This is a genomic window from Streptomyces luteoverticillatus, from assembly GCF_003970715.1.
Lineage (GTDB): Bacteria > Actinomycetota > Actinomycetes > Streptomycetales > Streptomycetaceae > Streptomyces > Streptomyces abikoensis.
On record NZ_CP034587.1, the window covers coordinates 1310517 to 1334692 of the forward strand.

The following is a 24176-nucleotide window of genomic DNA, read 5'->3' on the forward strand; positions in this document are numbered from 1 at the left end:
TCCTCTGTCGTTGTCTGTCGATCACTGGTTGCCGCAGGCGGACACGTGCTCGCCGTCCAGCCAGGGCAGGTCGTGCCCCATGCGGTCCCGCTTGGTGCGCAGGTAGCGCAGATTGTGCTCGCCGGCCTGTACGGGCATGGGCTCGCGGCCGTTGACCTTGAGGCCGTGCCGGACGAGGGCGGCGGTCTTGTCGGGGTTGTTGGTCATCAGCCGCAGCGAGCGCACCCCGAGGTCGGTGAGGATCCGGGCGCCTGAGGCGTAGTCCCGGGCGTCGGCCGGCAGGCCCAGCTCCAGGTTGGCGTCGAGCGTGTCGTGGCCGTCCTCCTGCAGCTGGTAGGCGCGCAGCTTGGGCAGCAGTCCGATGCCGCGGCCCTCGTGGCCGCGCAGGTAGAGGACGACGCCCCGGCCCTCGTCGGTGATGCGCTCCAGGGAGGCGTGGAGCTGCGGTCCGCAGTCGCAGCGCAGCGAGCCGAAGACGTCGCCGGTGAGGCACTCGGAGTGGACGCGCACCAGGACGTCCTCGCCGTCGCCGAGCTCGCCGGCGACCAGCGCGATGTGCTCGACGCCGTCGACGGTGGAGCGGTAGCCGTAGGCCTTGAAGTCGCCGAAGGCCGTGGGCAGCCGGGTCTCGGCCTCGCGCCGGACGGTGGGCTCGGAGGCGCGGCGGTAGGCGATCAGGTCCTCGATGGAGATGATCGACAGGCCGTGCTTGCGGGCGAAGGGGACCAGCTCGGGCAGGCGCAGCATGGCGCCGTCCTCGCCGGCGATCTCCACGATGGCCGCGGCGGGGCGGAGCCCGGCGAGGCGGGCGAGGTCGACGCCGGCCTCGGTGTGGCCGTTGCGGGCCAGGACGCCGCCGGGCTTGGCGCGCAGCGGGAAGACGTGGCCGGGGCGGACGAAGTCGCCGGGGATGGCGGCCGGGTCGGCCAGCAGCCGGATGGTGACGGCGCGGTCGGCGGCGGAGATGCCGGTGTCGGTGCCGTGGGCGCGGGTGGCGTCGACGGAGACGGTGAAGGCGGTGCGCATGGACTCGGTGTTGCGCGTGACCATCTGCGGCAGGTCGAGCCGGTCGATGTCCGGCTCCTCCATGGGCACGCAGATCAGGCCGCGGCACTCGCTCATCATGAAGGCCACGATCTCGGTGGTGACCTTCTCGGCGGCGACGATGAGGTCGCCCTCGTTCTCGCGGTCGGCGTCGTCCACGACGACGACGGGCCGGCCGGCGGCGACGTCGGCGATGGCGCGCTCGACGGGGTCCAGGACGATCTCGTCGCTCGCGTACCAGCTCTGCAGGGCGGTCATGCCGCCACTCCTTCCGTAACAGTTCCCGTGGCCGTGCCGCTCATCCGCGAGCGCAGCCACCAGTCGCGCATGCCCCACAGGACGAGGGCGAAGTAGACGACGTAGACGAGGCCGGAGAAGGCGAGCCCGCTGTCGAAGGCGAGCGGGACGCCGACGACGTCGACGAGCAGCCAGGCGAACCAGAACTCCACCAGCCCACGGGCCTGGGCGACCATCGCGGCGAGGGTGCCGACGAAGATGTACGCGTCCGGCCAGGGGTTCCAGGACAGTTCGGGGACGGCCGTGAAGAGGGCGCCGACGGCGACGGTGCCGACGGCTGTGCCGGCGAGGAGCACCGCGCGCTCGCGCCAGGTGGCGAAACGGATGGCGAGGGAGCCGTCCTGGGCCTGCCGCCTGCCACGGGTCCACTGCCGCCAGCCCCACGCGGCGACCCCGATGACCAGGAGCTGCTTGCCGACGCCACCGCTGAGGTGGGCGGAGGCGTAGGCGGTGACGAGGATGAGGCCGGAGAGCAGCTGGGCGGGCCAGGTCCATATGGAGCGGCGCCAGCCGAGGGCGAGGGCGGCGAGGCCGATGGTGTTGCCGATCATGTCGGACCAGATCACCTTCTGGCCGAAGGCCGAGAAGGCCTCCTGGCTCAGCCAGTCGAGGGCGCTCACGCGACGGCCCCCTCGGTGACGCTCTCTCCGGCGGAGGGCTTGCCGAGCAGCCGCTCGACGTATTTGGCGAGGACGTCCACCTCGAGGTTGACCGGCTCCCCAACCTGCTTGACGCCGAGGGTGGTCAGGGCGAGCGTGGTGGGGATGAGGCTGATGGTGAACCAGTCGTCACCGGCCTCGACCACCGTCAGGCTCACCCCGTCGACGGTGATGGAGCCCTTGTCCACCACGTAGCGGGCGAGCGGGGCCGGGAGGGCGATCCTCACGATCTCCCAGTGCTCGCCGGGCACACGCTCGACGATGGTGCCGGTGCCGTCGACGTGGCCCTGGACCAGGTGGCCGCCGAGCCGTCCGCCGAGCGCCATGGGGCGCTCGAGGTTGACGCGGGAGCCCGTGGAGAGGGCGCCGAGGCTGGAGCGCTTGAGGGTCTCGGCCATCACATCGGCCGTGAACTCGCCGTCCGCCGTGTCCACGACGGTGAGGCAGACGCCGTTGACGGCGATGGAGTCGCCGTGCTTGGCGCCTTCGGTGACCAGGGGGCCGCGCAGCCGGAAGCGGGAGCTGTCGCCGAGCTCCTCGACGGCGACGACCTCGCCCAGTTCTTCGACGATTCCGGTGAACACTGTCAGTTCTCCTCGGTGGCGGGAGCGGTGGCGGGAGCGAGGGGGGTGGCGGTGACGCGCAGGTCGGGGCCCAGACGGGAGACGTCGGTGACGTCGAGGCGCAGCGCCCGGGCGATGGTTCCGATCCCGGCGTCGCCGAGGGCGGCGGGTCCGGCGCCCAGCAGGGCGGGGGCCAGGTAGCCGATGACGCGGTCGACGGCGCCGGCGGCCAGGAAGGCGCCGGCGAGGGTGGGTCCGCCCTCCAGCAGGAGGGAGCGGATCTCGCGGCGGTGGAGGACGTCGAGCAGCGCGGGGATGTCGAGGCCGGTGCCGCCCTCGGCGCGCGGCAGCCGTACGGTCTCGACGCCGGTGAGGTGGCTGGTGTCGGCGTCCTGGGCCACGGCCACGAGCGTGGGCGCGGCGTCGTCCAGGACGCGGGCGCCGGGCTTGACGGTGGCGTGGGTGTCGACGACGACGCGCAGCGGCTGGGTGACGGCGCCCCGGCGGAGCGGTCCGCCGCGTACGGCCAGGTGGGGGTCGTCGGCGCGGAGGGTGCCGGAGCCGACGACGACGGCGTCGGCCTCGGCGCGCAGCCGGTGGACGTCCTCGCGGGACTCGGTGGAGGTGATCCAGCGGCTGGTGCCGTCGGCGGCGGCGCTGCGGCCGTCGAGGGTGGCGGCGTACTTCCACACCACGAAGGGGCGCGCCCGGCGCACGGAGGTGAGCCACGCGGCGTTGCCCTCGGCCGCCTGGCCGGCGAGGAGGCCGCCCTCGACGTCGACGCCGGCGGCGGTGAGGGTGGCCGCGCCGCCGGTGGCGGTGGGGTTCGGGTCGGCGACCGCGTAGACGACCCGGGTGACGCCGGCCTCGATGAGGGCCTGGGCGCAGGGTCCGGTGCGGCCGGTGTGGTTGCAGGGTTCGAGGGTGACGACGGCTGTGGCGCCCCGGAGGTCGTGGCCGGCGTCGGCGGCGGCGTGCAGGGCGTCGACCTCGGCGTGCGGGCCGCCGGCCCGGCGGTGCCAGCCCTCGCCGAGGACCCGGCCGCGGGCGTCGAGGAGGACACAGCCGACGACGGGGTTGGGGCTGGTCGAGCCGAGGGCGCGGGCGGCGAGCGCGATGGCGCGTCGCATCGCGTCTGCTTCGGTCGCGGTGGCCACCGGGGTCCTCCTGCCTCATCGGGCAACGGACTCCGGGGCGTCGTAAGGAACGACGATGAGCGGGACCACAGCGGCGGTATCCGTCCGCCGGGGGACGGGAGAGGGTACGGCGGTGCCAGTGGTGAAACCGGTGGAACCGCCACCCATCCGCGTCACCTGTGGCGGTGGTGCCGATGTGTGCCCGCCGCGCACTGCCTCCCATCCGGACTTTAACCGTCGGTCCAGGAATTTCACCTGGTCAACCGGCCGCCGGCTGCGGTCGGGTCGCGGACTGTAACCGCCGGTTCGGATTTTCACCGACCCCGGAGTGCGCTGCGTAAAAATTGTTCGCTCAATAGTACAAGGTGGCTGACCTGCGGTTTCTTGATCCTCAGGCCGGACGTTCCGAGCGTACGCCGGGCGGCGGCGCGATGTCCATGGGGACTTGACACAGTGCGCCGAGGCTCACACCGAGGGCGACGAAGGAATAAGCGGCGATGGTCCGGACCTATTGACGCACTGGTCTAGTCCTCTTAACCTCTGCCACACCTCCGCGCCACTTCTCCGGAGAAGCACGAAGGGCCCGCCGGTCTGCGCACGCCACGGGCCACAGCACGTCGCAAGCCCCCCACGCACCGCGCTCGCAAGAGCCCCCACTGTGAGGAACACGCTCGTGTTGTCCCTGAAGAGACCCCGAAGAACCGCCGCCCTCGCATCGGTCGGCACCGCGCTGGCCGGGCTGCTCGTCGGCACCCTCTCGGCCACCGCCTCGCACGCCCAGGACCAGTCCGCCTGTCGCCCCGACGGGCTCTACACCACCCCGGGCGTCGACGTCCCCTACTGTTCGGTCTACGACACCGCCGGCCGCGAGAAGATGGGCGCCGACCACCAGCGCCGCGTCATCGGCTACTTCACCGGCTGGCGCACCGGCAAGGACGGCACCCCCGCCTATCTGGCCCCCGACATCCCCTGGGACAAGGTCACCCACCTCAATTACGCCTTCGCGCACGTCGGGCAGGACGACAGGATATCCGTCGGCGCGGACGGCCCCGACAATCCCGCCACCGGAATGACCTGGCCCGGTACAGCGGGCGCGGAAATGGACCCGGCCCTCCCCTACAAGGGCCACTTCAACCTGCTCAACAAATTCAAGAAACAGCACCCGGACGTGAAGTCCCTCATCTCCGTGGGCGGCTGGGCGGAAACCGGCGGATACATCGACGAGAACGGCAGGCGCGTCGATTCCGGCGGCTTCTACAAGACGGCGACGAACGCCGACGGATCGGTCAACCAGGCGGGCATCGACACCTTCGCCGACTCCGCCGTCGCGTTCGTGAAGAAGTACGGGTTCAACGGCGTCGACATCGACTACGAGTACCCGACCTCCATGAAGGACGCCGGGAACCCCAAGGACTGGGCGCTCGCCAACGCCCGGCGCGGCGGGCTCAACAAGGGCTACGCGGCTCTGCTGAAGACCCTCCGCGAAAAGCTCGACCGGGCCGGCGCCGCCGACGGCAGGCACTATCTGCTCTCCGTCGCCGCGCCCTCCTCCGGATACCTCCTGCGCGGCATGGAGACGTACCAGGCCACGAAGTACCTGGACTACGTCAACGTCATGTCGTACGACCTCCACGGCGCCTGGAACGAATTCGTCGGCCCGAACGCCGCGCTCTACGACGACGGAAAGGACGCCGAACTCGCCAAGTGGGGCGTCTACACCACCGCCCAGTACGGCGGCATCGGTTACCTCAACGGCGACTGGGCCTACCACTACTTCCGCGGCGCCCTGCCGCCCGGCCGGGTCAATCTGGGCCTGCCGTACTACACCCGCGGCTGGAAGAACGTCACCGGCGGCACCGACGGCCTGTGGGGCCAGGCGAAGACCACCGCCTGCCCGGCCGGTTCGGGGCTGACGACCTGCGGTGACGGCGCCGTCGGCATCGACAACCTCTGGCACGACCTCGACGACCAGGGCAAGGAGTCCCCCGCCGGCTCCAACCCCATGTGGCACGCCAAGAACCTGGAGAAGGGCGTCGCGGGCGACTACCTCACCCGCTACGGCTTCCCCGCCGGCACCAAGCTCACCGGTAGCTACGCCCGCCGCTACGACGCCGGCCTCACCGCGCCCTGGCTGTGGAACGCCGAGAAGAAGGTCTTCCTGTCCACCGAGGACGAGCAGTCGGTCAAGGCCAAGGCCCAGTACGTCGTGGACAAGGGCCTCGGCGGCACCATGATCTGGGAACTCGCCGGCGACTACGGCTGGAACGCCGCCAAGGGCCAGTACGAGCCCGGCAGCACCCTCACCTCGGCGATGTACGACGCCTTCAAGTCCGCCCCCGCCTACGGCGCCCGGCGCGCGACCACCGACCTGCCCACTCAGGCGCTCGACATCGACGTCAGCCTCACCGACTTCCCCCTGGGCGACTCCAACTACCCCATCAGCCCCAAGCTGCGCATCACCAACAACAGCAAGACCACCATCCCCGGCGGCTCGGAGTTCCAGTTCGACTACGGCAACTCGGCACCCGGCAACGCCAAGGACCAGTCCGGCTGGGGCCTGAAGGTCGTCCGCAGCGACCACACGGCGGCGAACAACATCGGCGGCCTCAAGGGCGACTACAACAGGGTCTCCCTGAAGCTCCCCTCCTACCAGTCGCTCGCCCCCGGCGCCACGGCCGTCGTCGACTTCGTCTACTACCTCCCGGCCGCCACCCCGTCCAACTGGACGGTGAACGTCGGCGGGACGACGTACGCGCTGGCCGGCGACCTGGCCCGGGGCACGACCGTGGTCGACCCGGGCGGCGCCACCCCGACGGCGACCCCAACCGGCACGCCCACCGCCACCCCGACCGGCGGCACCTGCGCGGCCCCCGCCTGGGACACGGCGACCGCCTACAACGGCGGCGCCACCGTCTCCTGGAAGTCCCACAGCTGGAAGGCCAAGTGGTGGACCAAGGGCGAGGAGCCCGGCACCACCGGTGAATGGGGCGTATGGCAGGACCTCGGCACCTGCTGATGGACTGAGGCCCGGACGACGACGGGCCGATGCCGAGGAGGGGTCGCATGAACGGCAGCACGGGACGCGGAGAACGGGGCACTCCCCCGGCGGTCCGCCGGGCCAGGGTCGCGATGGCGGCGGTCTTCGCCGTCCACGGCGCGGTCACCGGCAGCTTCGCCACCCGCGTCCCCTGGTTCCAGGACCACCTCGGCATCGGCGCCGGCCGCCTCGGCCTGGCGCTCGCCCTCCCCGCGATCGGCGCGTCGCTCGCCATGCCGCTCGCGGGGCGGATAAGCCACCGCTACGGATCGCGGACCGCGCTGCGCGCCCTGCTCGCCCTGTGGTGCGCCTCGCTGGTCCCGGTCGCCCTCGCCCCCGGGATGATCGCCTTCCGTCTGGCGCTGGCGGTGTACGGGGCCACGTCCGGGCTGGCGGACGTGGCGATGAACGCGCTGGGGGTGCGCACCGAGGAGCGGCTGGGGCGGTCGATCATGTCCGGGCTGCACGGGATGTGGAGCGCCGGGGCGCTCGCCGGTTCGGCGGCGGGCACGGTGGCCGCGCACGCCGGTACGGACGCGCGGGTCCATCTGGGGGTGGCGGCCGGCGTGCTCGTCCTGCTGGGCGCGGTCGTCTGTCACTGGGTGCTGGATCTGCGGGCGGAGCCGGAGGAGCATCCCCCGCCGCGCTTCGCCTTGCCGCCGCGTTCGGCGCTGGCGATCGGGGCGGTGGGGTTCTGCGCCGTCTTCGCGGAGGGCGCGAGCCTGGACTGGTCGGCGGTCTACCTGCGGGACGTCGTGGGCTCCGGCGCCGGTGTCGCGGCGGGCTGCACCACGGCCTTCGCCTGCACGATGGCGGCGGCCCGGCTGGCGGGTGACGCGGCGGTGCGGCGTTTCGGGCCGGTGCGCGCCGTACGGGCCGGGGGCGTCCTGGCGACGGCCGGCGGGTTGCTGGTGGTCGCCGGTGGTTCGGCGGTGCCGGTCATCGCCGGGTTCGGCCTGATGGGGCTGGGCATCGCGGTCGTCGTGCCGCTGGCCTTCGCGGCGGCGGGGCGCAGCGGGCCCGAGCCCAGCCGGGCGATAGCGGGCGTGGCCACCATCACCTACACCTCGGGGCTGGTGGCGCCGGCCGTCATCGGGCAGATCGCGAACGCCGGCTCGCTCACGGTGTCCTTCGCCGTGGTGACGGCGGGGGCCGCGGGGCTGGTGGCGGGCGCGGGCGTGCTGCGCGCCCCGGTCCGCGCGGCGTCGGCGGACCGGGCCGCGACGGCCGTCGAACGCCGCTGAGGCGGCGGGCCGCCACGCGCGCCGCCGCGGGCCGTGCGCCGTACCCCGGAGGGTGCGGCGACGGCCCGCGGTGGAGGGGGACTGTTCAGGCGCGAGGGGTCAGATCACGATGCCGCCGAAGATGCCGCCGCCCCAGCGGCCTCCGCCGCGGTTGCAGTCGCCGCCGCCCCAGCGCTCGTGGTGGCCGCCCCACTTGCCGCCGCCGCAGTCGTCTTCCCAGCCGCCGCGGTGGCCGCCCCAGCCACTGTGGTGGCCTTCCCGGCGACCGCCGCCGCAGTCGTCGTCATCCCAGCCGCGGTTGTGGTGGCCACCCCAGCGGCCACCGCCGCCGCAGTCCTCCTCGCCCCAGCCACCGCCGCCCCAGCGGTTGTGGTGGCCGCCCCACTTGTTGTGGCCACCCCAGCCACCGAACCAGTTGCCGCCCCAGTTCCACCAGTTGTTGTGGTGGGTCCAGACGTGCCGGTAGATGTGGTGGGAGTGGTGGTCGCAGTCCTCGTGGTGGCGCCCGCGGTCGTGGTCGCAGTCGCGGTCACGGCCCCGGTCGCGGTCACGACCCCGGTCGCAGTCCCGGTCGCGGTCGCGGTCGCGGCCCTTGTCCCGGTCGCCACGGCCCTTGTCGCGGTCGCGACCCTTGTCGTGGTCACGGCCCTTGTCACGGTCGCGGTCGCGGCCGTGGTCCCGGCCGCGGTCGCAGTCATGGTCGTCGTCCCAGCCCTGGACCTGGTTGCCGGACGCGATCTGCGGCGCGGCCTGAGCGACCCCGGCGACCGGAACGACGGTTGCGGCGGCGATGATCGCGGCGGCCGCGGTGCGGCCGACGTGCTTGCGCATGTGTGTCTCCTGAATTGCAGGAAATCGGACACGGGACGCATACCTCGCATGAACCGATAAACATCTGGCAAGCGTGGCCATACAGCCCTACGAGGTGTTAATTGCGCCGATCGCAGCAACACCGCGAGCGGACCCGGCGCACCGCCCCCGGCCGGGCTCCGGGGGCGCGGGAGCACCCCTCGGCCGCGCTTAGCATGGTCCGGATCATCACAACGCGAACATTTTGGGAGCACTCATGGGCCTGGGCGTCCGCTGGACCCTGCACGGGGACGGGCGCACCCCCGCCCCCGGCGCCGTCGTCAGACCGGATGAACGGCTCTCGTGGCCGAGGACGGCGGGGCTGGGCGCCCAGCACGTGGTGGCGATGTTCGGGGCGTCCTTCGTGGCACCCGTCCTGATGGGCCTCGACCCGAACCTCGCGATCATGATGTCGGGCATCGCCACGATGCTGTTCCTGCTGGCGACCCGGGGGCGGGTGCCCAGCTATCTGGGGTGCAGCCTCTCCTTCGTCGGAGTCGCGGCGATCATCCGGGCCCAGGGCGGCGACAGCGCGGCGGTCACCGGGGCGATCCTGGTGGTCGGTGTGGTGCTGTTCCTCGCCGGCCTGCTGGTGCGGCGGTTCGGCGCGCGGATCATCCACGCGGCGATGCCGCCGGTGGTCACCGGTGCCGTGGTCATGCTGATCGGCTTCAACCTGGCGCCGGTCACGGCACGGACGTACTGGCCGCAGGACCAGTGGACGGCGTTGCTGACGATGCTGTTCACGGGGCTGGCGGTGGTGTGCCTGCGGGGCTTCTGGTCCCGGGTGGCGATCTTCCTCGGCCTGCTCTTCGGCTACGCGCTGTCCTGGGTGTCCGACCGGCTCTTCGGCAAGATCCACTCGGTGAACGGCGGCGCCGAGGCCGTCGACCACTGGCGACTGGACCTGTCGGGCGTGGCCAAGGCGGACTGGGTCGGCCTGCCCTCGCTGCACGGGCCGAGCTTCGGCTGGTCGGCGGCGCTGGTGGCGCTGCCGGTGGTCATCGCGCTGATCGCGGAGAACGCCGGGCACGTCAAGGCCGTCGGCGAGATGACCGGTGACCGGCTGGACGACCAGCTGGGCCCGGCGATCGCGGCGGACGGCGTGGCGACGGTGCTCTCCACGGCGGTCGGCGGACCGGCCAACACCACGTACTCCGAGAACATCGGCGTGATGGCCGCCACCCGCGTCTACTCCACGGCCGCCTACTGGGCCGCGGCCTGCTTCGCCCTGCTCTTCGGCGTCTGCCCGAAGTTCGGGGCCGTCGTCGCGGCGATCCCGGGCGGGGTGCTCGGCGGCATCACCGTCATCCTGTACGGCATGATCGGCCTGCTGGGCGCGCAGATCTGGGTCCACAACAAGGTCGACCTGCGCAATCCGCTGAACCTCGTGCCGGTGGCCGCGGGCGTGATCATCGGCATCGGCGGCGTCTCCCTGAAGATCGGGAAGAACTTCGAGCTGGGCGGCATCGCGCTCGGCACGATCGTGGTCCTGTCCGGCTACCACGTCCTGCGCGCCCTGGCCCCGGCGCACCTCAAGGCGCAGGAGCCGCTGCTGGACGAGGGCACGAGCAGCTACGACCCGGTCGAGGACGCCGCCGAGGGCGAGACCCCCGCGCGCGGCGAGGCTTGATCGCCCACTCGTTCACCCGTTCTGGTTAACCATCGGACCAGATCGCCTACTCTCCGTGTTCGTCTGTCACTCTGTGCGTATGACGATGACGCGGGTACAGCCGGCGGCGGCCGCCGGTATCGAGGGGGTCCTGGTGCGGATGCGGGCGCTGGAGGCCGCGCTGCCGCCGAAGGACGGGGTGGCCGTCTTCAACCGGGTGTATCTGGCGGTCACGGAGGAGGTCGGCCGACGGGCGGCGGCCGGAGGCTTCCGGGACCGTACCGCCACGGCCGAGCTGGACGTGCGCTTCGCCGAGCGCTATCTGCGCGCCGTGGACCAGGCCGCGCGGGGGCGGCGGCAGCCCGCCTGCTGGCGGCCGCTGTTCCAGCTGCGCGGCCATCCGGCCGTCCGGCCGCTGCAGTTCGCGCTGGCGGGGATCAACGCCCACATCGGCCATGACCTGGCGCTGGCGCTCGTCGACACCTGCCGGGCGCTGGAGGTCGAGCCGTCCGCCCTCCAGGGGGACTTCCACCGGATCGGCGAGACGCTCGTCGCCCTGGAGGAGCGGATCCGCGAGGAGCTGATGCCGGGGCCGGACGCGCTCGATGTCGCCGATCCCCTGACCCATCTGGTCGGTTCCTGGACGCTGGAGGCCGCGCGGAACGCGGCCTGGGCCTCGTTCCGCGCACTGTGGGCGATACGCGAACTGCCCGAGCTGGCCGAGGAGTTCACCGACCGCGTCGACGCCGGCGTCGGCATGGTCGGCCGCTGTCTCCTCACCCCGCTGGGCTGACGCGCGCCCGTCCGCCCCGTACGAACGGGCGGGCGCGCGTCAGCGGGCGCGGTGGTGGAACGGCTCAGTCCTCCGGCAGCTCGACGGGCGCGATCTCGTCGAAGACGTCGCCCGGGCCGGGGTTGGTGGCGTCCGTGCCGCCGCCGAACTGGTGCATGACGCCCCACACCGCGTTCAGCGCGGTCTGGACGGCGCCCTCGGCCCAGCCGGCCGTCCAGGAGATGTCGTCACCCGCGAGGAAGATGCCGCGCATGTCCTCGGGCAGGCGGTCCTGCATGAAGTGGGTGTACAGCCGTCGCTGGTAGCGGTAGTGGCCCGGCAGGTTGGCCTTGAACGCGCCCATGAAGTAGGGCTCGTTCTCCCAGGAGACCGTCACCGGGTTGCCGATGATGTGCTTCCGGATGTCGACCTTGGGGTAGATCTCGCCGAGCGACTTGAGCATGACCTCCAGGCGCTCGTTCGCCGACAGCGGCAGCCACTTGAGGCTGTCGTCGCACCAGGTGTACGACAGGCAGATCACGGCCGGCTTGTCCGGGCCGTTGTCCAGCAGATAGGTGCCGCGGGTCATCCGGTCGGTGAGCGTCATCGACATCACGTCCCGGCCCGTCTCCTCGTCCTTGTCCAGCCAGAACGGCCGGTCCACGGGCACGAAGAGCTTGGAGGACTCCATGTAGTGGGTGCGCTCGATCGCCGTCCAGTGGTCGATCGGGAAGAGCGAGTCATCGCACTCGATCTTGGACAGCAGCATCCAGGACTGCGCGGTGAAGATCGCCGCCCGGAAGGTGCGGATGTCACCGGTCGCGTCGGTCACCGTGATGCGGTTGCCCGCCGTGCGGTGCAGCCGGGTGACGGCCGGGCGGGGGGCGCCGCCGTGCAGGGAGGACAGCGAGGTGCCCGGCGCCCAGTGGACGGTCTTCGCCGGCTCGCGCTCCCACAGGCGCAGCGGAAGCTGCTGGCTGCCGCCGACGATGCCGCGGTGGTGGTCGTCCGCCTCGGTGTAGACGACGCGGAGGATCTCCAGGATGGAGTTGGGGAAGTCGGTGTCCCAGCCGCCGGTGCCGAAGCCGACCTGGCCGAAGATCTCGCGCTGCCGGAAGGACTTGAAGGCCTCCGACTCGCAGAGGAAGCCGTAGAAGGTCTGGTTGTCGAGCTTCTCGACGAGCTTCGCCCAGATCTCGCGGATGCGCGGCACGTCGCGCTCGCGCATGGCGCGGTTCATGTCGGAGAAGTCGGCGCCCTCCTCCAGGCAGGCGTTCCACGCGGTGGCGACGTCGCGGTAGACCTGCGGCAGGTCGTCGATCGTCTCGGCGTAGTGCGACTCGCCCTTGAGGTCGACGACGGTGGAGGGGGTGTCGGGCGCGAGCGGGTTGGGGAACGGCTTGGTCTCCAGGCCCACCAGGTCGATGTAGTGCTGGAAGGCGGTGGAGGACGGCGGGAAGCGCATCGCGCCCATTTCGGCGGTCAGCTCGTCGTCGCAACCCTCGAAGCCGACGGTGCGCAGCCGGCCGCCGATCTGGTCGGCCTCGTAGACGACGGGCTTGAGGCCCATCTTCATCAGCTCGTACGCGGCGATGATGCCCGACAGGCCGCCGCCGATGACGGCGACCTCGGTGCCGTGCTCGGTGGCCGGGATCTGGCCGATGCCCGCCGGGTGGGCGAGGAAGTCGTCGTACGCGAAGGGGAAGTCCGGGCCGAACATGGTGATCGGCGGCTCGACGGGCTGGGCCTGCTCGTGCTCGTCGTGGGCGGCGGGGGGCACCGTGGACGTCATCGGCTGGACTCTCCTACTGGCAGGGGTGTTGAGGGGGGTGCGCGGGGCGGGGGCCGCGGGTCAGGTGAGCGAGGTGTAGAGCGCCGGGCGGCGGTCGCCGAGATAGGTGTTCTCGGCGCGGGAGGCCCGGAGCAGCTCCGGGTCGACGTCGGCGACGACCAGGTCCTCGCCGGCGCCGGCCCGGGCCCGTACGGTCCCGTCCGGGGCGGCCAGGCAGGACAGCCCCGCGAAGGTGAGGTCGCCTTCCACGCCACAGCGGTTGGCGTAGGCGATGTAGAGCTGGCTCTCCCACGCGCGGGCCGGGACGATCGTCTGCGGGACGATCTCGTACGGCCGCATCAGCGCGGTGGGGACGAGCAGCAGCTCGGTGCCGGCCAGGGCGTGCGCCCGGACGGTCTCGGGGAACTCGACGTCGTAGCAGATCAGGAGCCCGATCCGGACGCCGTCGAGCTCGGCCTGGACGACGAGGTCCCGGCCGGGGGTGAAGCTGGTGGTCTCGTACTCGCCGAAGAGATGGGTCTTGCGGTAGTTCGCGAGCCGGGTCCCGTCGGGGCCGATCAGCTGGAGGGAGTTGAAGACCGTCCCGCCGTCGCGCTCGGGGTAGCCGTAGCCGATGGCCAGGCCGTGCTCGGCGGCGACGCGCGCGACGGCGTGGGCGCCGGGGCCGTCGGCGGGCTCGGCGAGATCGGCGACGGCCTCGCCGAGGGCGTACCCGGTCAGGAACAGCTCGTCGGTGAGCAGCAGCCGGGCGCCGGCGGCGGCGGCCCGGCGCGCGGCGCCGTCCAGGGCGGCGATGCTGTCGGCGGTCGAGGCGGGAACGCCGCTGGGGCCTTGGAACAGCGCGATACGCAGCGGCGTCATGCGTCCTCTTCAGCAGTCGAGCGGAGCCGTTCGGCAGGGCGGTTCAAACACTCATACGTTTAAACGACTCGACGGTAAGGTTTGCGCTCTTCGCCGGACAAGGCGCGGACGTTGCGCGAGGACGGTGGATTCGTTGCGCGTTTCGCCGCCGTGGCGGCGAAACGTTGCGTGGGCCTGCTGGGACCTACCCCTGGACCTCCCGCACCCAGGCGGTCAGCCCCGCCACGAAGCCCGCGCGCTCCTCGGGTGTCAGCCCGTCCAGGGCCCTCAGCAGCGGCTCGCCCCGGAGCGCGACGAAGGTCTCCAGGAGCGGCCGGTAGTCCTCCGCCAGCGAGACGAGCACCCGGCGGCGGTTCCCCGGGTCCTCCGCCCGTTCCACGATCCCCGCCCGGCTCAGCGCCCCCACCAGTTCGCTGGCGGTCGGCAGGGAGACATGCAGCCGCCCGGCGATCTGGCCGACAGTCAGCGGCACCCCCGCCAGCAGGTGCGGCAGCACGGCGCCGTGCCGGGCCGTCAGCCCGTGCTTCTCCATGGCCTCGCGCAGCGCCGGCGGCATCTGCTCACGGACCCTCACCTTGCGGAAGAAGGGCTCCAACAGGGGGACGAGGGCGATGACTTCGACCTCTTCGGCGGTCGGGGGGCGGGGCGGTGTCCCGGTTCTGATCGCGTGCGGCATACTTCGATTGTAGATGCTTTGGACTTCCGAACCATTTGGATTCCCGAAAGGTGTGGGTGGCCGGATCATGCCGTCGATCAGCTACAGCGATGCCCTCAATGACGCCCTGGAACGCATGAAGGATCTGGGGTACGAACGCGGCCAGGGAGTCGACCTGGCCAATCACGGCCCGATGGGAGCCGAGGCGCTGGCCCTCCTCGGGCACGGGGACGAGGTGTCCCGCTGGGTGGAGCGCTACCGGCGCGCCATGGAGCACCACGAGCCGCCCGCCCCGCGCTTCGCCCTGGACCCCACCGACGAGTCCTCCTGGCGCCCCGCGCTCGGGGCGTTCCACCGGGCCGGCGACTGGGAGGCCCTCTTCACCCGCGAACTCGCCGAGGCGCACTGGCGCGAGGTGGTCGTCCGCTGGTGGCCGCGGCTGCTCCCCGGTCTCTTCGCCGGGCTGACCCACGGCCTCATCCGCGTCGCGCACGCCGTGCGCGGCCTGTACGCCGCCGAGCGGCCCACCCAGCTCCAGCTGGACGAGCTCGCCCGGGGGCTGGCCTACTGGGCCGCCCGCTTCACCGAGCTCCCCGGCCACCCACGCCTGACCGGGACGTACGACCTGGCGGGCGCGATCGCCGCGCTCCCCCGCGTCCCGCACGACGGTCCCCTGCGCCCGGAGGTTCCCCGGCAGCGCCTGGCCCGGCTCGCCGAACTCCCCGGCTACGGCGAGGCGTTGACGTCACTGGCGCCGGACCGCGCGGACCGGCTGCTGAGCGAGATGACCCTCCGCTTCGCCGGCGTCTACCTCGCGCACCCCGAGGTCTTCCCCGTCCCGCTGATCCACGGGGTGACCGCGCCCGCGGCCGCCCGTCTCGTCCTCCCCCACCTGCCACCGGAGCTCCACGAGCCGACACTGGCCGCCCTCTGGCAGGTGCACATCACCTTCCTGCTGGCCTTCACCACCGACCGGTGGGACGAGGACGCCGACGCCCGGCGGGCGGAGGCACAGGCGGCGCCCCCGGCCCCGGAGCTGGCCGCGCGGGCGGCGGAGCACGGGGACGAGCACGTGATCAAGTTCACCGAGGCGTGCCTGCGCGAGCACGCCCTGCGGCCCGACCCGCGCTATCTCGCCGCGGCCTTCGCCGCCCAGGGACGGGTCGACCGGCTGGACGCCGGCGGCGCGATCGGCACCGCCGGGCGCCGGTGACCCACCGGGCCGGAGACAGCGGACATCAGCCGCTGCTTACGGCCAGGAGGGCGCGGTCCCACTGTCAGGACGGGGCGCCGGAGCTGAAACGGCGCAGCAGCGGGGAGAGGACCAGCACGGACTTGGTGCGCTCCACGAAGGGCTCGCCCGCGATGCGCTCCAGGACCCGCTCGAAGTGACGCATGTCCGAGGCGAAGATCTGCACGATGGCGTCGGCCTCACCGGTGACGGTGGAGGCCGACGCCACCTCCGGGTAGCGCGAGAGGCCCCGGTGGATCGCCTCGGGCGAGGTGTTGCGACGGCAGTAGAGCTCGATGAACCCCTCGGTCTCCCAGCCGAGCGCCGCCGGGTCCACCCGCACGGTGAAACCGGTGATGGCGCCCTCGGCGCGCAGCCGGTCCACCCGCCGTTTGACGGCGGGCGCGGACAGGCCGATCTCCGCTCCGATGTCGGCGTAGGAGCGCCTGGCGTCCTCGGCCAGGGCATGCACGATGCGTTCGTCGAGCTCGTTCAATCGCACGGCGGGTGGATCACTTTTCTCCGGGTCATGGCTACTGCTACCTGCAGTAGATCACGTGCCCGGCCCCGCTCCCGACTCGTGCGCGGTGGGGGCGGCTCATCTGCCGAGGGTGGTGACCATGGCGGAGGGGCCGGGGAAGTCCTCGATCAGGGCGTCCATCAGGACTTCGTCGACGCGCTGGCCCATCCAGTGGCCGGATTTGCGGAAGCGCCCGGTCGGCCGGAATCCGGCCTTCTCGAAGGCGGTGAGCCCGGCCCGATTGGGTTCCAGGACCCGTAGCCACACGGCGTGGAGGCCGCCCAGGTGGAAGGACCAGTCGAGGGTGAGCCGGGTGGCCTCCTCGGCGAAGCGCCGGCCCCGGTGGGCCGGGGCGAGGAGGATGGAGAACTCGGCCCGCTGCTCCCGGGCGTCGACCCGGAGCGCGGTGAGGCCGATGGGCTGCTTGTCCTTGAGCCGGACGATCTCGAAGCGCGGATGGTCGCGGTCGTCGAGGGCGCGGTCCCACTCGTCGGCCCGGGCCTCCCATGTCTGCGGGAAGCGGCTGCCGCGGCCCAGGACGCTGCCGGGGTCGGTCTCCCATCGGTGGTACTCGGTCAGCATCTCGTCGCGGGGCATGCCCAGGGCGAGGCGGTCGCCGGTCAGCAGGAGGTGGGGGCTGCTCATCGGATGTGATCCCTTCGGTGCCCCGGACGGCCGGGCCGGGGCCGTCGACATACCCGAAAACGGCTGCTGCCGGGCCCGCGTGGAGCGGACCCGGCAGCCAGGGATCATAGGGCGGCGCGGAAGAAGATCACTTCCTGTTGGAAGGCTTCCGGGACTTGGCGGAACGCTTCGCCGTCGGCTTCGCGGCCTTCGCGGGGGCCTGGGCGGTCTTCGCCGCAGCCTTCGGCGCCGCCTCGGACGCCTCCTGAGCCACCTCGGTCACAGCAGCCACCAGCTCACCACGGGCTTCCCGGGCGAGCCGCGAGCTGCGCATGCCGTAGGCGAAGTAGAGCACCAGGCCGATGACCATCCAGCCGCCGAAGACCTCCCAGGTCACGACGTCCAGGCTGGTCATCATGTAGACGCACAGGGCGCAGCCGATGGCGGGGAAGACCGGCGCCAGCGGCACCGTGGTGTCGCCGAAGGGCACCCGCACACCCGAAAGCGGTACCCGGAAGCTGCGCTTCATGGTGGGACGGGTGAACCGGAGCACGATGACGGCGATGTTGACCAGCGCGAAGGCGAAGAGCGTGCCGATGCTGGTGGCGTCCGCGAGCTGGCCGAGCGGCACGGCGGCGGCGAGGACGCCGCAGAAGAGCGAGACGATCACGGTGTTGGCGACCGGGACGCCCTTCTTGTTGACCTTGGCGAAGGACTTGGGGACCAGTCCGTCGCGGGACATCGCGAAGAGGATGCGGGTCTGGCCGTAGAGGACGGTCAGCACGACGCTGGCGATGGCGATGACGGCACCGGCGGCCAGCAGGACGGCCCAGAAGCTCTGGCCCGTGACGTCCTTCATGATCCCGGCCAGCGCGGCCTCGGAACCCTCGAACTTCTTCCACGGCAGGGCGCCGACGGCGACGGCCGCGACCAGGACGTAGAGGGCCGTGACGATCAGCAGGGAGAGCATGATCGCCTTGGGCAGGTCCTTCTTGGGGTCCTTCGCCTCCTCACCGGCCGTCGACGCGGCGTCGAAGCCGATGTAGGAGAAGAACAGGCTGGCGCCCGCGGCGCTGACGCCGCCGAGGCCGAGCGGCATGAAGGGCGCGTAGTTGCCGGCGCGGATGCCGGTGAAGGCGACGGCGCAGAAGAGCAGCAGGGCCACGATCTTCACGCCGACCATGATGGCGTTGGCGCGGGCGCTCTCCTTCGCGCCGCCCAGCAGGAACGCCATGCACAGCAGCACGACGAGCAGGGCCGGCAGGTTGAAGACGCCGCCGTCCACGCCGGGCGGGTTGGCCATCCACGTCGGGATGGTGACGCCGAGGGTGCCCTGGAGGAGCTCGTTGAGGTACTGGCCCCAGCCGACGGCGACGGCCGCGACGGAGACGCCGTACTCCAGGATCAGGCACCAGCCGCAGACCCAGGCGACGACCTCGCCCATGGTGGCGTAGGCGTACGAGTACGAGGAGCCGGAGACCGGGATGGTGCCGGCGAGCTCGGCGTAGGACAGGGCCGAGAAGAGCGCGGTGAGACCGGCGATCACAAAGGAGATCACCACGGCGGGGCCGGCCTTGGGCACGGCCTCGCCCAGCACCACGAAGATGCCGGTGCCCAGGGTGGCGCCGATGCTGATCATCGTCAGCTGCCACATGCCGAGCGAGCGGCGCAGCGAGCCGCCCTCGCCCTGGCCGCCCTCGGCGACCAGGCGCTCGACGGGCTTGCGGCGCATCAGGCGGCTGCCGAAGCCGGCGGTCGGCAGCGGGGCACGCCTGGCGTCGCCGGTCAGGGCCGGCGATGCGCCTTTGTCCAACACTGGGGTCGATCCCACAGGGGTCGCTCCGTTCATGATTCCCGGTCGGGGGTGGCCGGTCGGGAGCGACGGCGCGGCGGTCCCAGGGTGCGCCGGCATGGCAGAGCAAACCCGTAGCGAGGGGGTACCGCCGAGCAAGCGGTATCCGCCACTCCACGTTCTGCGCAGACCTTACGAGGTGAGGGCCCGCGCTCGTAATGCACCATTCTTGCGTATGCCCGTTCGATCATTGCGTCGGGGGGCCCTTATCAGTGAATCATTGCGCACGGTGTCATGAATCGGTACAGGGGCAGCAAAAAAGGGGCGCGACCCGGCGAACCGGATCGCGCCCCTCTTCACGGGCGGTGCGTGATTACTGCCAGCTGGCGTGCAGCGGCTTGCCCTCGGCGTAGCCGGCGGCGCTCTGGACGCCGACGACGGCACGCTCGGCGAACTCCTCCAGGGAGCCCGCGCCCGCGTAGGTGCAGGAGGAACGGACACCCGCGATGATCGAGTCGATCAGGTCCTCGACGCCCGGGCGGGCCGGGTCGAGGAACATGCGGGAGGTGGAGATGCCCTCCTCGAACAGACCCTTGCGGGCCCGGTCGTAGGCGGACTCCTCGGAGGTGCGGTTGCGCACGGCACGGGCCGAGGCCATGCCGAAGGACTCCTTGTAGAGGCGGCCGTCGGCCGTCTGCTGGAGGTCGCCCGGGGACTCGTACGTCCCGGCGAACCAGGAGCCGATCATGACGTTGGAGGCACCGGCGGCCAGCGCCATGGCCACGTCGCGCGGGTGACGGACGCCACCGTCGGCCCAGACGTGCTTGCCGTACTTCTTGGCCTCGGCGGCGCACTCCAGCACCGCGGAGAACTGCGGGCGGCCCACGCCGGTCATCATGCGGGTGGTGCACATGGCGCCCGGGCCCACACCGACCTTGATGATGTCCGCGCCGGCCTCGATGAGGTCGCGCACGCCCTCGGCGGCGACGATGTTGCCCGCGACGATCGGGACGTTCGGGTCGAGCGACCGGACGGCCTTGATCGCGGAGATCATCGACTCCTGGTGGCCGTGGGCGGTGTCCACGACGATGGTGTCGGCACCGGCGTCCAGCAGGGCCTTGGCCTTGCCGGCCACGTCGCCGTTGATGCCGACGGCGGCGGCGATGCGCAGCTTGCCGTCCTTGTCGACGGCCGGGGTGTACAGCGTCGCGCGCAGGGCACCCTTGCGGGTCAGGATGCCGGCCAGCTTGCCGTCCTTGTCCACGGCCGGGGCCAGCTTGCGGTGCGCGGCGTCGAGCTGGTTGAAGGCCTCGCGCGGGTCGATGTCGGCGTCGAGGAGCAGCAGCTCCTTGGACATGACCTCGGACAGCTGGGTGAAGCGGTCCACACCGGACAGGTCGTGCTCGGTGACGACACCGACGGGGCGCTGGTCCGCGTCGACGACGACGCCGGCGCCGTGGGCCCGCTTCGGCAGCAGGGAGAGCGCGTCGGCGACGGTCTGGGTGGGGGCCAGCACGATCGGGGTGTCGAGCACGTGGTGACGGCCCTTGACCCAGGAGATGACCTCGGTGACGACCTCGATCGGAATGTCCTGCGGGATGACGACGAGGCCACCGCGGCGGGCGACCGTCTCCGCCATGCGGCGGCCGGCGATCGCGGTCATGTTCGCGACCACGAGCGGAATGGTGGTGCCCGTCCCGTCCGGGGCGGAGAGGTCCACACCCTGGCGGGAGCCGACCGCGGAGCGGCTCGGCACCATGAACACATCGTCGTACGTCAGGTCGTACGGCGGCTTCTGGTCATTGAGGAAACGCACGTGCTGATACATCCCAGTCGTTCGAGGTGACCCCCGACAAGGCATGCCGAGGGAAAAGCACGTACTTCATTCTCACATGCCGACCGGGGCACCTGGCCAGTCCCGAACCTCCAGGGCTGTCCGGGAGGGCCTTGGCCGATCCTCCAAGGCCTGCCGCTGACCTGCTGGAATCCCCTCCCGAGGGCGGGAAGGGACGCCGCTACGCGCCGTCCGGATCGGTGCGGTCCAGGGCCGGGCGGGGGCCCGGGCCCGTCTCGTGGAGGAGGAAGTCGGCGGCGGCGGTGTCCGTGACCAGGCTGGTGACCAGGCCGGAGCGGAGCACCGCGCCGATCGCCGCCGCCTTGCGCAGCCCGCCGGCGATCGCGACGACCTCCGGTATGCGGCGCAGCCGGTCGGCCTCGACGGTGATGCAGCGCTCGCCCAGGTCCCGGCCGATGCGGCGGCCCTCGGCGTCGAAGAGGTGCGCGGACATCTCCGCGGTCGCGCCGAGCGAGGCGTAGTGCTCGCGCTCCTCCTCGGTGAGCATGTCGTAGACCGTGGAGACGCCCGACTCCCAGGAGCCGATGGACACGGCGGCGACGGTGACCCGGTCGAAGTACTCGAAGGCCCGGGCGATGCCCGTCTGGCCGCGCAGGGCGGCGGCGGTGGCCGTGTCCGGCAGCAGCATCGGGGCGTAGATCGGGTGGGCCTCGCCGCCGGAGACCTGGGCGGCCCGGCGGACGGCCTCCACCGAGCCGCGCTCGGCGGTGCCCGCGTCGTAGACGCCGGTGAGCTGGACCACCGTGCAGGGGGGCAGCCGGTGGAGGGCGGCGGCCATGTGGATGGTGGAGCGGCCCCAGGCGAGGCCGAGCACATCGCCCTCGTGGACCAGCTCGCCGAGCAGGCCGGCCGCGACCTCGCCGAGGTTCTCCGGGTCGGCGGCGTCGTCGGCGGCGTCGGCCGGGGACTCCACGACGACCGCGTGGCGCAGGCCGTAGCGGGCGCGCAGCGCGTCGGAGCGCTCCGCGTCCAGCTCGGCCGGCACCCGGATCTCGATCCGCACGAGGTCGCGCTCGAGCGCCGTCTCCAGTACTCGGGCCACCTTGAAGCGGCTCACGCCGAACTCCTCGGCGATCTGGATCTTCGACTTGCCCTCGAGGTAGAAACGGCGGGCCATCGCCGCCGCCTGCACCAGCTCGGCGGGCCCCATGGGCGTGGCTGAACGGCCGGCCGTCGACACCGCGGTCTCCTCACTACTGTGGTCAAGCTTCGCTGCTACCGCGTGGGTAGCCACTGGGATGGGTGTAGCTGTTTCTGCCGAAGGTGTCCCGCTGTGACGCGTGGACCCGATGTCATCCTGTCAGATTCGACGGTCCGCGATCAGACCTTGACCTCGGCCCTCAGCAATTCGGGCGAGCGGCACGGGCCGCTCAGTGGGCGCAGGCCCAGGGCGCGCCGAGGGTGGCCCGCTCCGCCTGCGTGCGCAGGGCGCGTACGGCCTCCGCCGGGTCGTCCATACCGTAGACGGCGGAGCCGGCCACGAACACGTCCGCGCCCGCCTCCGCGCACCGCTCGATGGTGGCGGCCGAGACGCCGCCGTCCACCTGGAGCCAGATGGGGAGGTTGTGGCGCGAGATCAGCTCACGGGTGCGGCGGATCTTGGGCAGCATGATGTCGAGGAACGACTGGCCGCCGAAGCCCGGCTCGACGGTCATGATCAGCAGCATGTCGAGCTCGGGGAGCAGGTCCTCGAAGGGCTCGATGGGCGTGGCGGGCTTGAGCGCCATCGACGCCCGGGCCCCCAGCCGCCGGATCTCCCGCGCCAGCCGCACGGGCGCGTGGGCCGCCTCCGCGTGGAAGGTCACCGACCCGGCGCCCACCTCCGCGTACTGGGGCGCCCAGCGGTCCGGGTCCTCGATCATCAGATGGCAGTCCAGCGGCGTGTCGGTCGCCTTGAGCAGCGACTCGACGATCGGCACGCCGAGCGTCAGATTGGGGACGAAGTGATTGTCCATCACATCGACGTGGAGCCAGTCGGCGCCCCGCACGGCCTGCGCCTCGTCGGCGAGCCGGGCGAAATCCGCGGAAAGGATGCTGGGGTTGATCTGTACTGCCATGCCCCAAGCCTGCCATGTCGCGAGCGTTGTCTTTGACACGGGGCCGCCCCGGCCCCCGCCCCTTCCCGCGGCCGGGAGGTCAGCCCGTGCGGCGCAGCAGCGCCAGATACATCGCGTCCGTGCCGTGGAGGTGCGGCCACAGCTGGACGTCCGGGCCGTCGCCGATCATCGGCACGCCCCGCATGAAGGGACGGGCGTCGATCCACTCGGCGGGCGGGGCCTCGCCGCCGCGGCCGCGCAGCACGTCCTCGACGACGGCCCGCGTCTCCGCCAGGTGCGGCGAGCAGGTGGCGTAGCCGACGACACCGCCGACGCGCACGGAACGCAGCGCCTCGCGCAGCAGCCCGCGCTGGAGCGGCGCGAAGCCTGCCAGGTCCTCGGGGCGGCGCCGCCAGCGGGCCTCGGGGCGGCGGCGCAGGGCGCCCAGGCCCGAGCAGGGCACGTCGACCAGGGCCCGGTCGAAGGACCCCTCGCGCCACGGCGGACGCGTGCCGTCCGCGGCGATGACCTCGTACGGGCCGGGGTTGCCGGCCAGGGCGCGGGCCACGAGGCGGGCCCGGTGCGGCTGCTTCTCGGACGCCAGCAGCGCAGCTCCGCGCTGTGCCGCGAGGGCGCCGAGCAGGGCGGCCTTGCCGCCGGGGCCGGCGCAGCCGTCCAGCCAGCGCTCGTCCGGCCCGTCGACGGGGACGTCGGCGAGGGCGAGGGCGATCAGCTGGCTGCCCTCGTCCTGGACGCCCGCGCGCCCCTCCCGGACGGCCTCCAGCGCGCCGGGCTCGCCGCCCTCGGCGAGCCGGACGGCACAGGGCGACCAGCGGCCGGGCAGCGCGGAGTCCTCACCGGCGGCCGCGATCAGCTCGTCGGTCGTGGCCCGGCCGGGGCGGGCGACGAGGGTGACCTCGGGGCGCTCGTTGTCCGCCTCCAGCAGGTCCTCGATGCCGGCCCGGGGGCCGCCGAGGGCGTCCCACAGCGCGGAGACGATCCAGCGCGGGTGGGAGTGGACGACGGCGAGGTGCTCCTCGGGGTCGTCCTCGTAGGGCGGGGCGACCTTCTCCAGCCAGCCGTCCAGCTCATGGGCGGAGATCTTGCGCAGGACGGCGTTGACGAACTTGGCCCGCCCGTCGCCGAGCACCACCCGGGCCAGCTCGACAGTTGCCGAGACCGCCGCGTGCGTGGGGATGCGGGTGCCGAGCAGCTGGTGGGCGCCGAGGCTCAGGACGTCCAGCACCGGCGGGTCGACCTCGCGCAGCGGGCGGTCCACGCAGGAGGCGATGATCGCGTCGTAGGTGCCCTGCCTGCGCAGCGTCCCGTAGACGAGCTCGGTGGCGAGGGCGGCGTCGCGCGCCTCGAAGCCCTCCTTCTCCCGGGCCTTGCGGAGCAGCGGCGGGAGCACCAGGTTCGCGTAGGCGTCCCGCTCGTCGACGGCCCGCAGCGCCTCGAAGGCGAGTATCCGCACCGGGTCCTTCTGGGGGCGGCGGTAGGGCTTCGCTGGGCGCTTGCGAGGGGCCTGGTCGTTCACGAAAGGTGCTCCGGAGCTGGGGTGATGAGGAGCTCCAGCCTACGCCGGATCACTCCTCGC

Annotated in this window: 20 protein-coding genes and 1 riboswitch; of the genes, 5 read left to right on the forward strand and 15 right to left on the reverse strand. The window is 72.2% G+C overall.

Annotated features, from left to right (window positions below; all coding sequences use genetic code 11):
* Positions 1–21: 21 nt before the first annotated feature.
* The 4 genes from EKH77_RS05300 to ribD are packed head-to-tail and all read right to left on the reverse strand — an operon-like array spanning position 22 to position 3720.
* Positions 22–1302: a bifunctional 3,4-dihydroxy-2-butanone-4-phosphate synthase/GTP cyclohydrolase II gene (locus EKH77_RS05300; protein WP_126913278.1), complete on the reverse strand. Its 1281-nt coding sequence runs from the start codon at positions 1300–1302 to the stop codon at positions 22–24.
* Positions 1299–1961, reverse strand: coding sequence for a nicotinamide mononucleotide transporter family protein (locus EKH77_RS05305; protein WP_126913279.1), 663 nt, complete (start codon positions 1959–1961; stop codon positions 1299–1301). The genes EKH77_RS05300 and EKH77_RS05305 overlap by 4 nt, the downstream gene beginning before the upstream one ends.
* On the reverse strand, positions 1958–2584 hold the full coding sequence (locus EKH77_RS05310) for a riboflavin synthase (protein WP_126913280.1): 627 nt from the start codon (positions 2582–2584) through the stop codon (positions 1958–1960). The genes EKH77_RS05305 and EKH77_RS05310 overlap by 4 nt, the downstream gene beginning before the upstream one ends.
* 2 nt (positions 2585–2586) lie before the next feature.
* Positions 2587–3720, reverse strand: a complete 1134-nt coding sequence (gene ribD, locus EKH77_RS05315; RefSeq protein WP_126913281.1) for a bifunctional diaminohydroxyphosphoribosylaminopyrimidine deaminase/5-amino-6-(5-phosphoribosylamino)uracil reductase RibD — start codon at positions 3718–3720, stop codon at positions 2587–2589.
* A 184-nt stretch (positions 3721–3904) separates the two neighbouring features.
* Positions 3905–4035: riboswitch (FMN riboswitch) on the reverse strand.
* Between the two features lie 337 nt (positions 4036–4372).
* Here ribD and EKH77_RS05320 point away from each other — a divergent pair.
* Entirely contained in the window at positions 4373–6715 is a 2343-nt protein-coding gene (locus tag EKH77_RS05320; RefSeq protein ID WP_126913282.1) for a chitinase C-terminal domain-containing protein, read from the forward strand.
* Positions 6716–6762: 47 nt separating this feature from the next.
* Positions 6763–7980 carry an MFS transporter gene (locus EKH77_RS05325; RefSeq protein ID WP_126913283.1) on the forward strand — a complete coding sequence of 406 codons (1218 nt, stop codon included), beginning with the start codon at positions 6763–6765 and terminating at the stop codon, positions 7978–7980.
* Between the two features lie 99 nt (positions 7981–8079).
* Here the strand turns inward: EKH77_RS05325 and EKH77_RS05330 are convergent, their stop codons facing one another.
* On the reverse strand, positions 8080–8811 hold the full coding sequence (locus EKH77_RS05330) for a hypothetical protein (RefSeq protein WP_126913284.1): 732 nt from the start codon (positions 8809–8811) through the stop codon (positions 8080–8082).
* Positions 8812–9046: 235 nt separating this feature from the next.
* Here EKH77_RS05330 and EKH77_RS05335 point away from each other — a divergent pair, with 235 nt between their 5' ends.
* Complete coding sequence (locus tag EKH77_RS05335) at positions 9047–10462, forward strand: uracil-xanthine permease family protein (protein WP_126913285.1); 1416 nt, start codon at positions 9047–9049, stop codon at positions 10460–10462.
* A 79-nt stretch (positions 10463–10541) separates the two neighbouring features.
* Complete coding sequence (locus tag EKH77_RS05340; protein WP_126913286.1) at positions 10542–11234, forward strand: DUF5995 family protein; 693 nt, start codon at positions 10542–10544, stop codon at positions 11232–11234.
* A 64-nt stretch (positions 11235–11298) separates the two neighbouring features.
* Here EKH77_RS05340 and EKH77_RS05345 read toward each other — a convergent pair whose 3' ends face one another.
* The 3 genes from EKH77_RS05345 to EKH77_RS05355 form a co-directional block, all read right to left on the reverse strand.
* On the reverse strand, positions 11299–13005 hold the full coding sequence (locus tag EKH77_RS05345) for a flavin monoamine oxidase family protein (protein WP_126913287.1): 1707 nt from the start codon (positions 13003–13005) through the stop codon (positions 11299–11301).
* A 60-nt stretch (positions 13006–13065) separates the two neighbouring features.
* The gene (locus EKH77_RS05350) at positions 13066–13866 is read right to left on the reverse strand and encodes a carbon-nitrogen hydrolase family protein (protein WP_126913288.1); all 801 of its coding nucleotides are present in this window, start codon (positions 13864–13866) and stop codon (positions 13066–13068) included.
* A 184-nt stretch (positions 13867–14050) separates the two neighbouring features.
* The gene (locus EKH77_RS05355; protein ID WP_126913289.1) at positions 14051–14542 is read right to left on the reverse strand and encodes a MarR family winged helix-turn-helix transcriptional regulator; all 492 of its coding nucleotides are present in this window, start codon (positions 14540–14542) and stop codon (positions 14051–14053) included.
* A 67-nt stretch (positions 14543–14609) separates the two neighbouring features.
* Between EKH77_RS05355 and EKH77_RS05360 the strand changes: the two genes are divergently transcribed.
* Entirely contained in the window at positions 14610–15734 is a 1125-nt protein-coding gene (locus EKH77_RS05360) for a questin oxidase family protein (RefSeq protein WP_126913290.1), read from the forward strand.
* A 64-nt stretch (positions 15735–15798) separates the two neighbouring features.
* Here EKH77_RS05360 and EKH77_RS05365 read toward each other — a convergent pair whose 3' ends face one another.
* From EKH77_RS05365 to EKH77_RS05395, 7 genes are all read right to left on the reverse strand, one after another.
* Positions 15799–16254 carry an Lrp/AsnC family transcriptional regulator gene (locus EKH77_RS05365; protein WP_126913291.1) on the reverse strand — a complete coding sequence of 152 codons (456 nt, stop codon included), beginning with the start codon at positions 16252–16254 and terminating at the stop codon, positions 15799–15801.
* A 96-nt stretch (positions 16255–16350) separates the two neighbouring features.
* The gene (locus EKH77_RS05370) at positions 16351–16917 is read right to left on the reverse strand and encodes a GNAT family N-acetyltransferase (RefSeq protein ID WP_126913292.1); all 567 of its coding nucleotides are present in this window, start codon (positions 16915–16917) and stop codon (positions 16351–16353) included.
* Positions 16918–17044: 127 nt separating this feature from the next.
* On the reverse strand, positions 17045–18712 hold the full coding sequence (locus EKH77_RS05375) for an amino acid permease (protein WP_397613667.1): 1668 nt from the start codon (positions 18710–18712) through the stop codon (positions 17045–17047).
* A gap of 349 nt (positions 18713–19061) precedes the next feature.
* Entirely contained in the window at positions 19062–20516 is a 1455-nt protein-coding gene (locus EKH77_RS05380; RefSeq protein ID WP_126913294.1) for a GuaB1 family IMP dehydrogenase-related protein, read from the reverse strand.
* A gap of 187 nt (positions 20517–20703) precedes the next feature.
* A complete protein-coding gene (locus tag EKH77_RS05385) occupies positions 20704–21693 on the reverse strand; it encodes a sugar-binding transcriptional regulator (RefSeq protein WP_126917888.1) in 990 nt (329 codons plus the stop codon).
* Positions 21694–21913: 220 nt separating this feature from the next.
* The gene (rpe, locus tag EKH77_RS05390) at positions 21914–22600 is read right to left on the reverse strand and encodes a ribulose-phosphate 3-epimerase (protein ID WP_126913295.1); all 687 of its coding nucleotides are present in this window, start codon (positions 22598–22600) and stop codon (positions 21914–21916) included.
* Between the two features lie 79 nt (positions 22601–22679).
* Positions 22680–24116, reverse strand: coding sequence for an RsmB/NOP family class I SAM-dependent RNA methyltransferase (locus EKH77_RS05395; RefSeq protein ID WP_126913296.1), 1437 nt, complete (start codon positions 24114–24116; stop codon positions 22680–22682).
* Between the last annotated feature and the right edge of the window lie 60 nt (positions 24117–24176).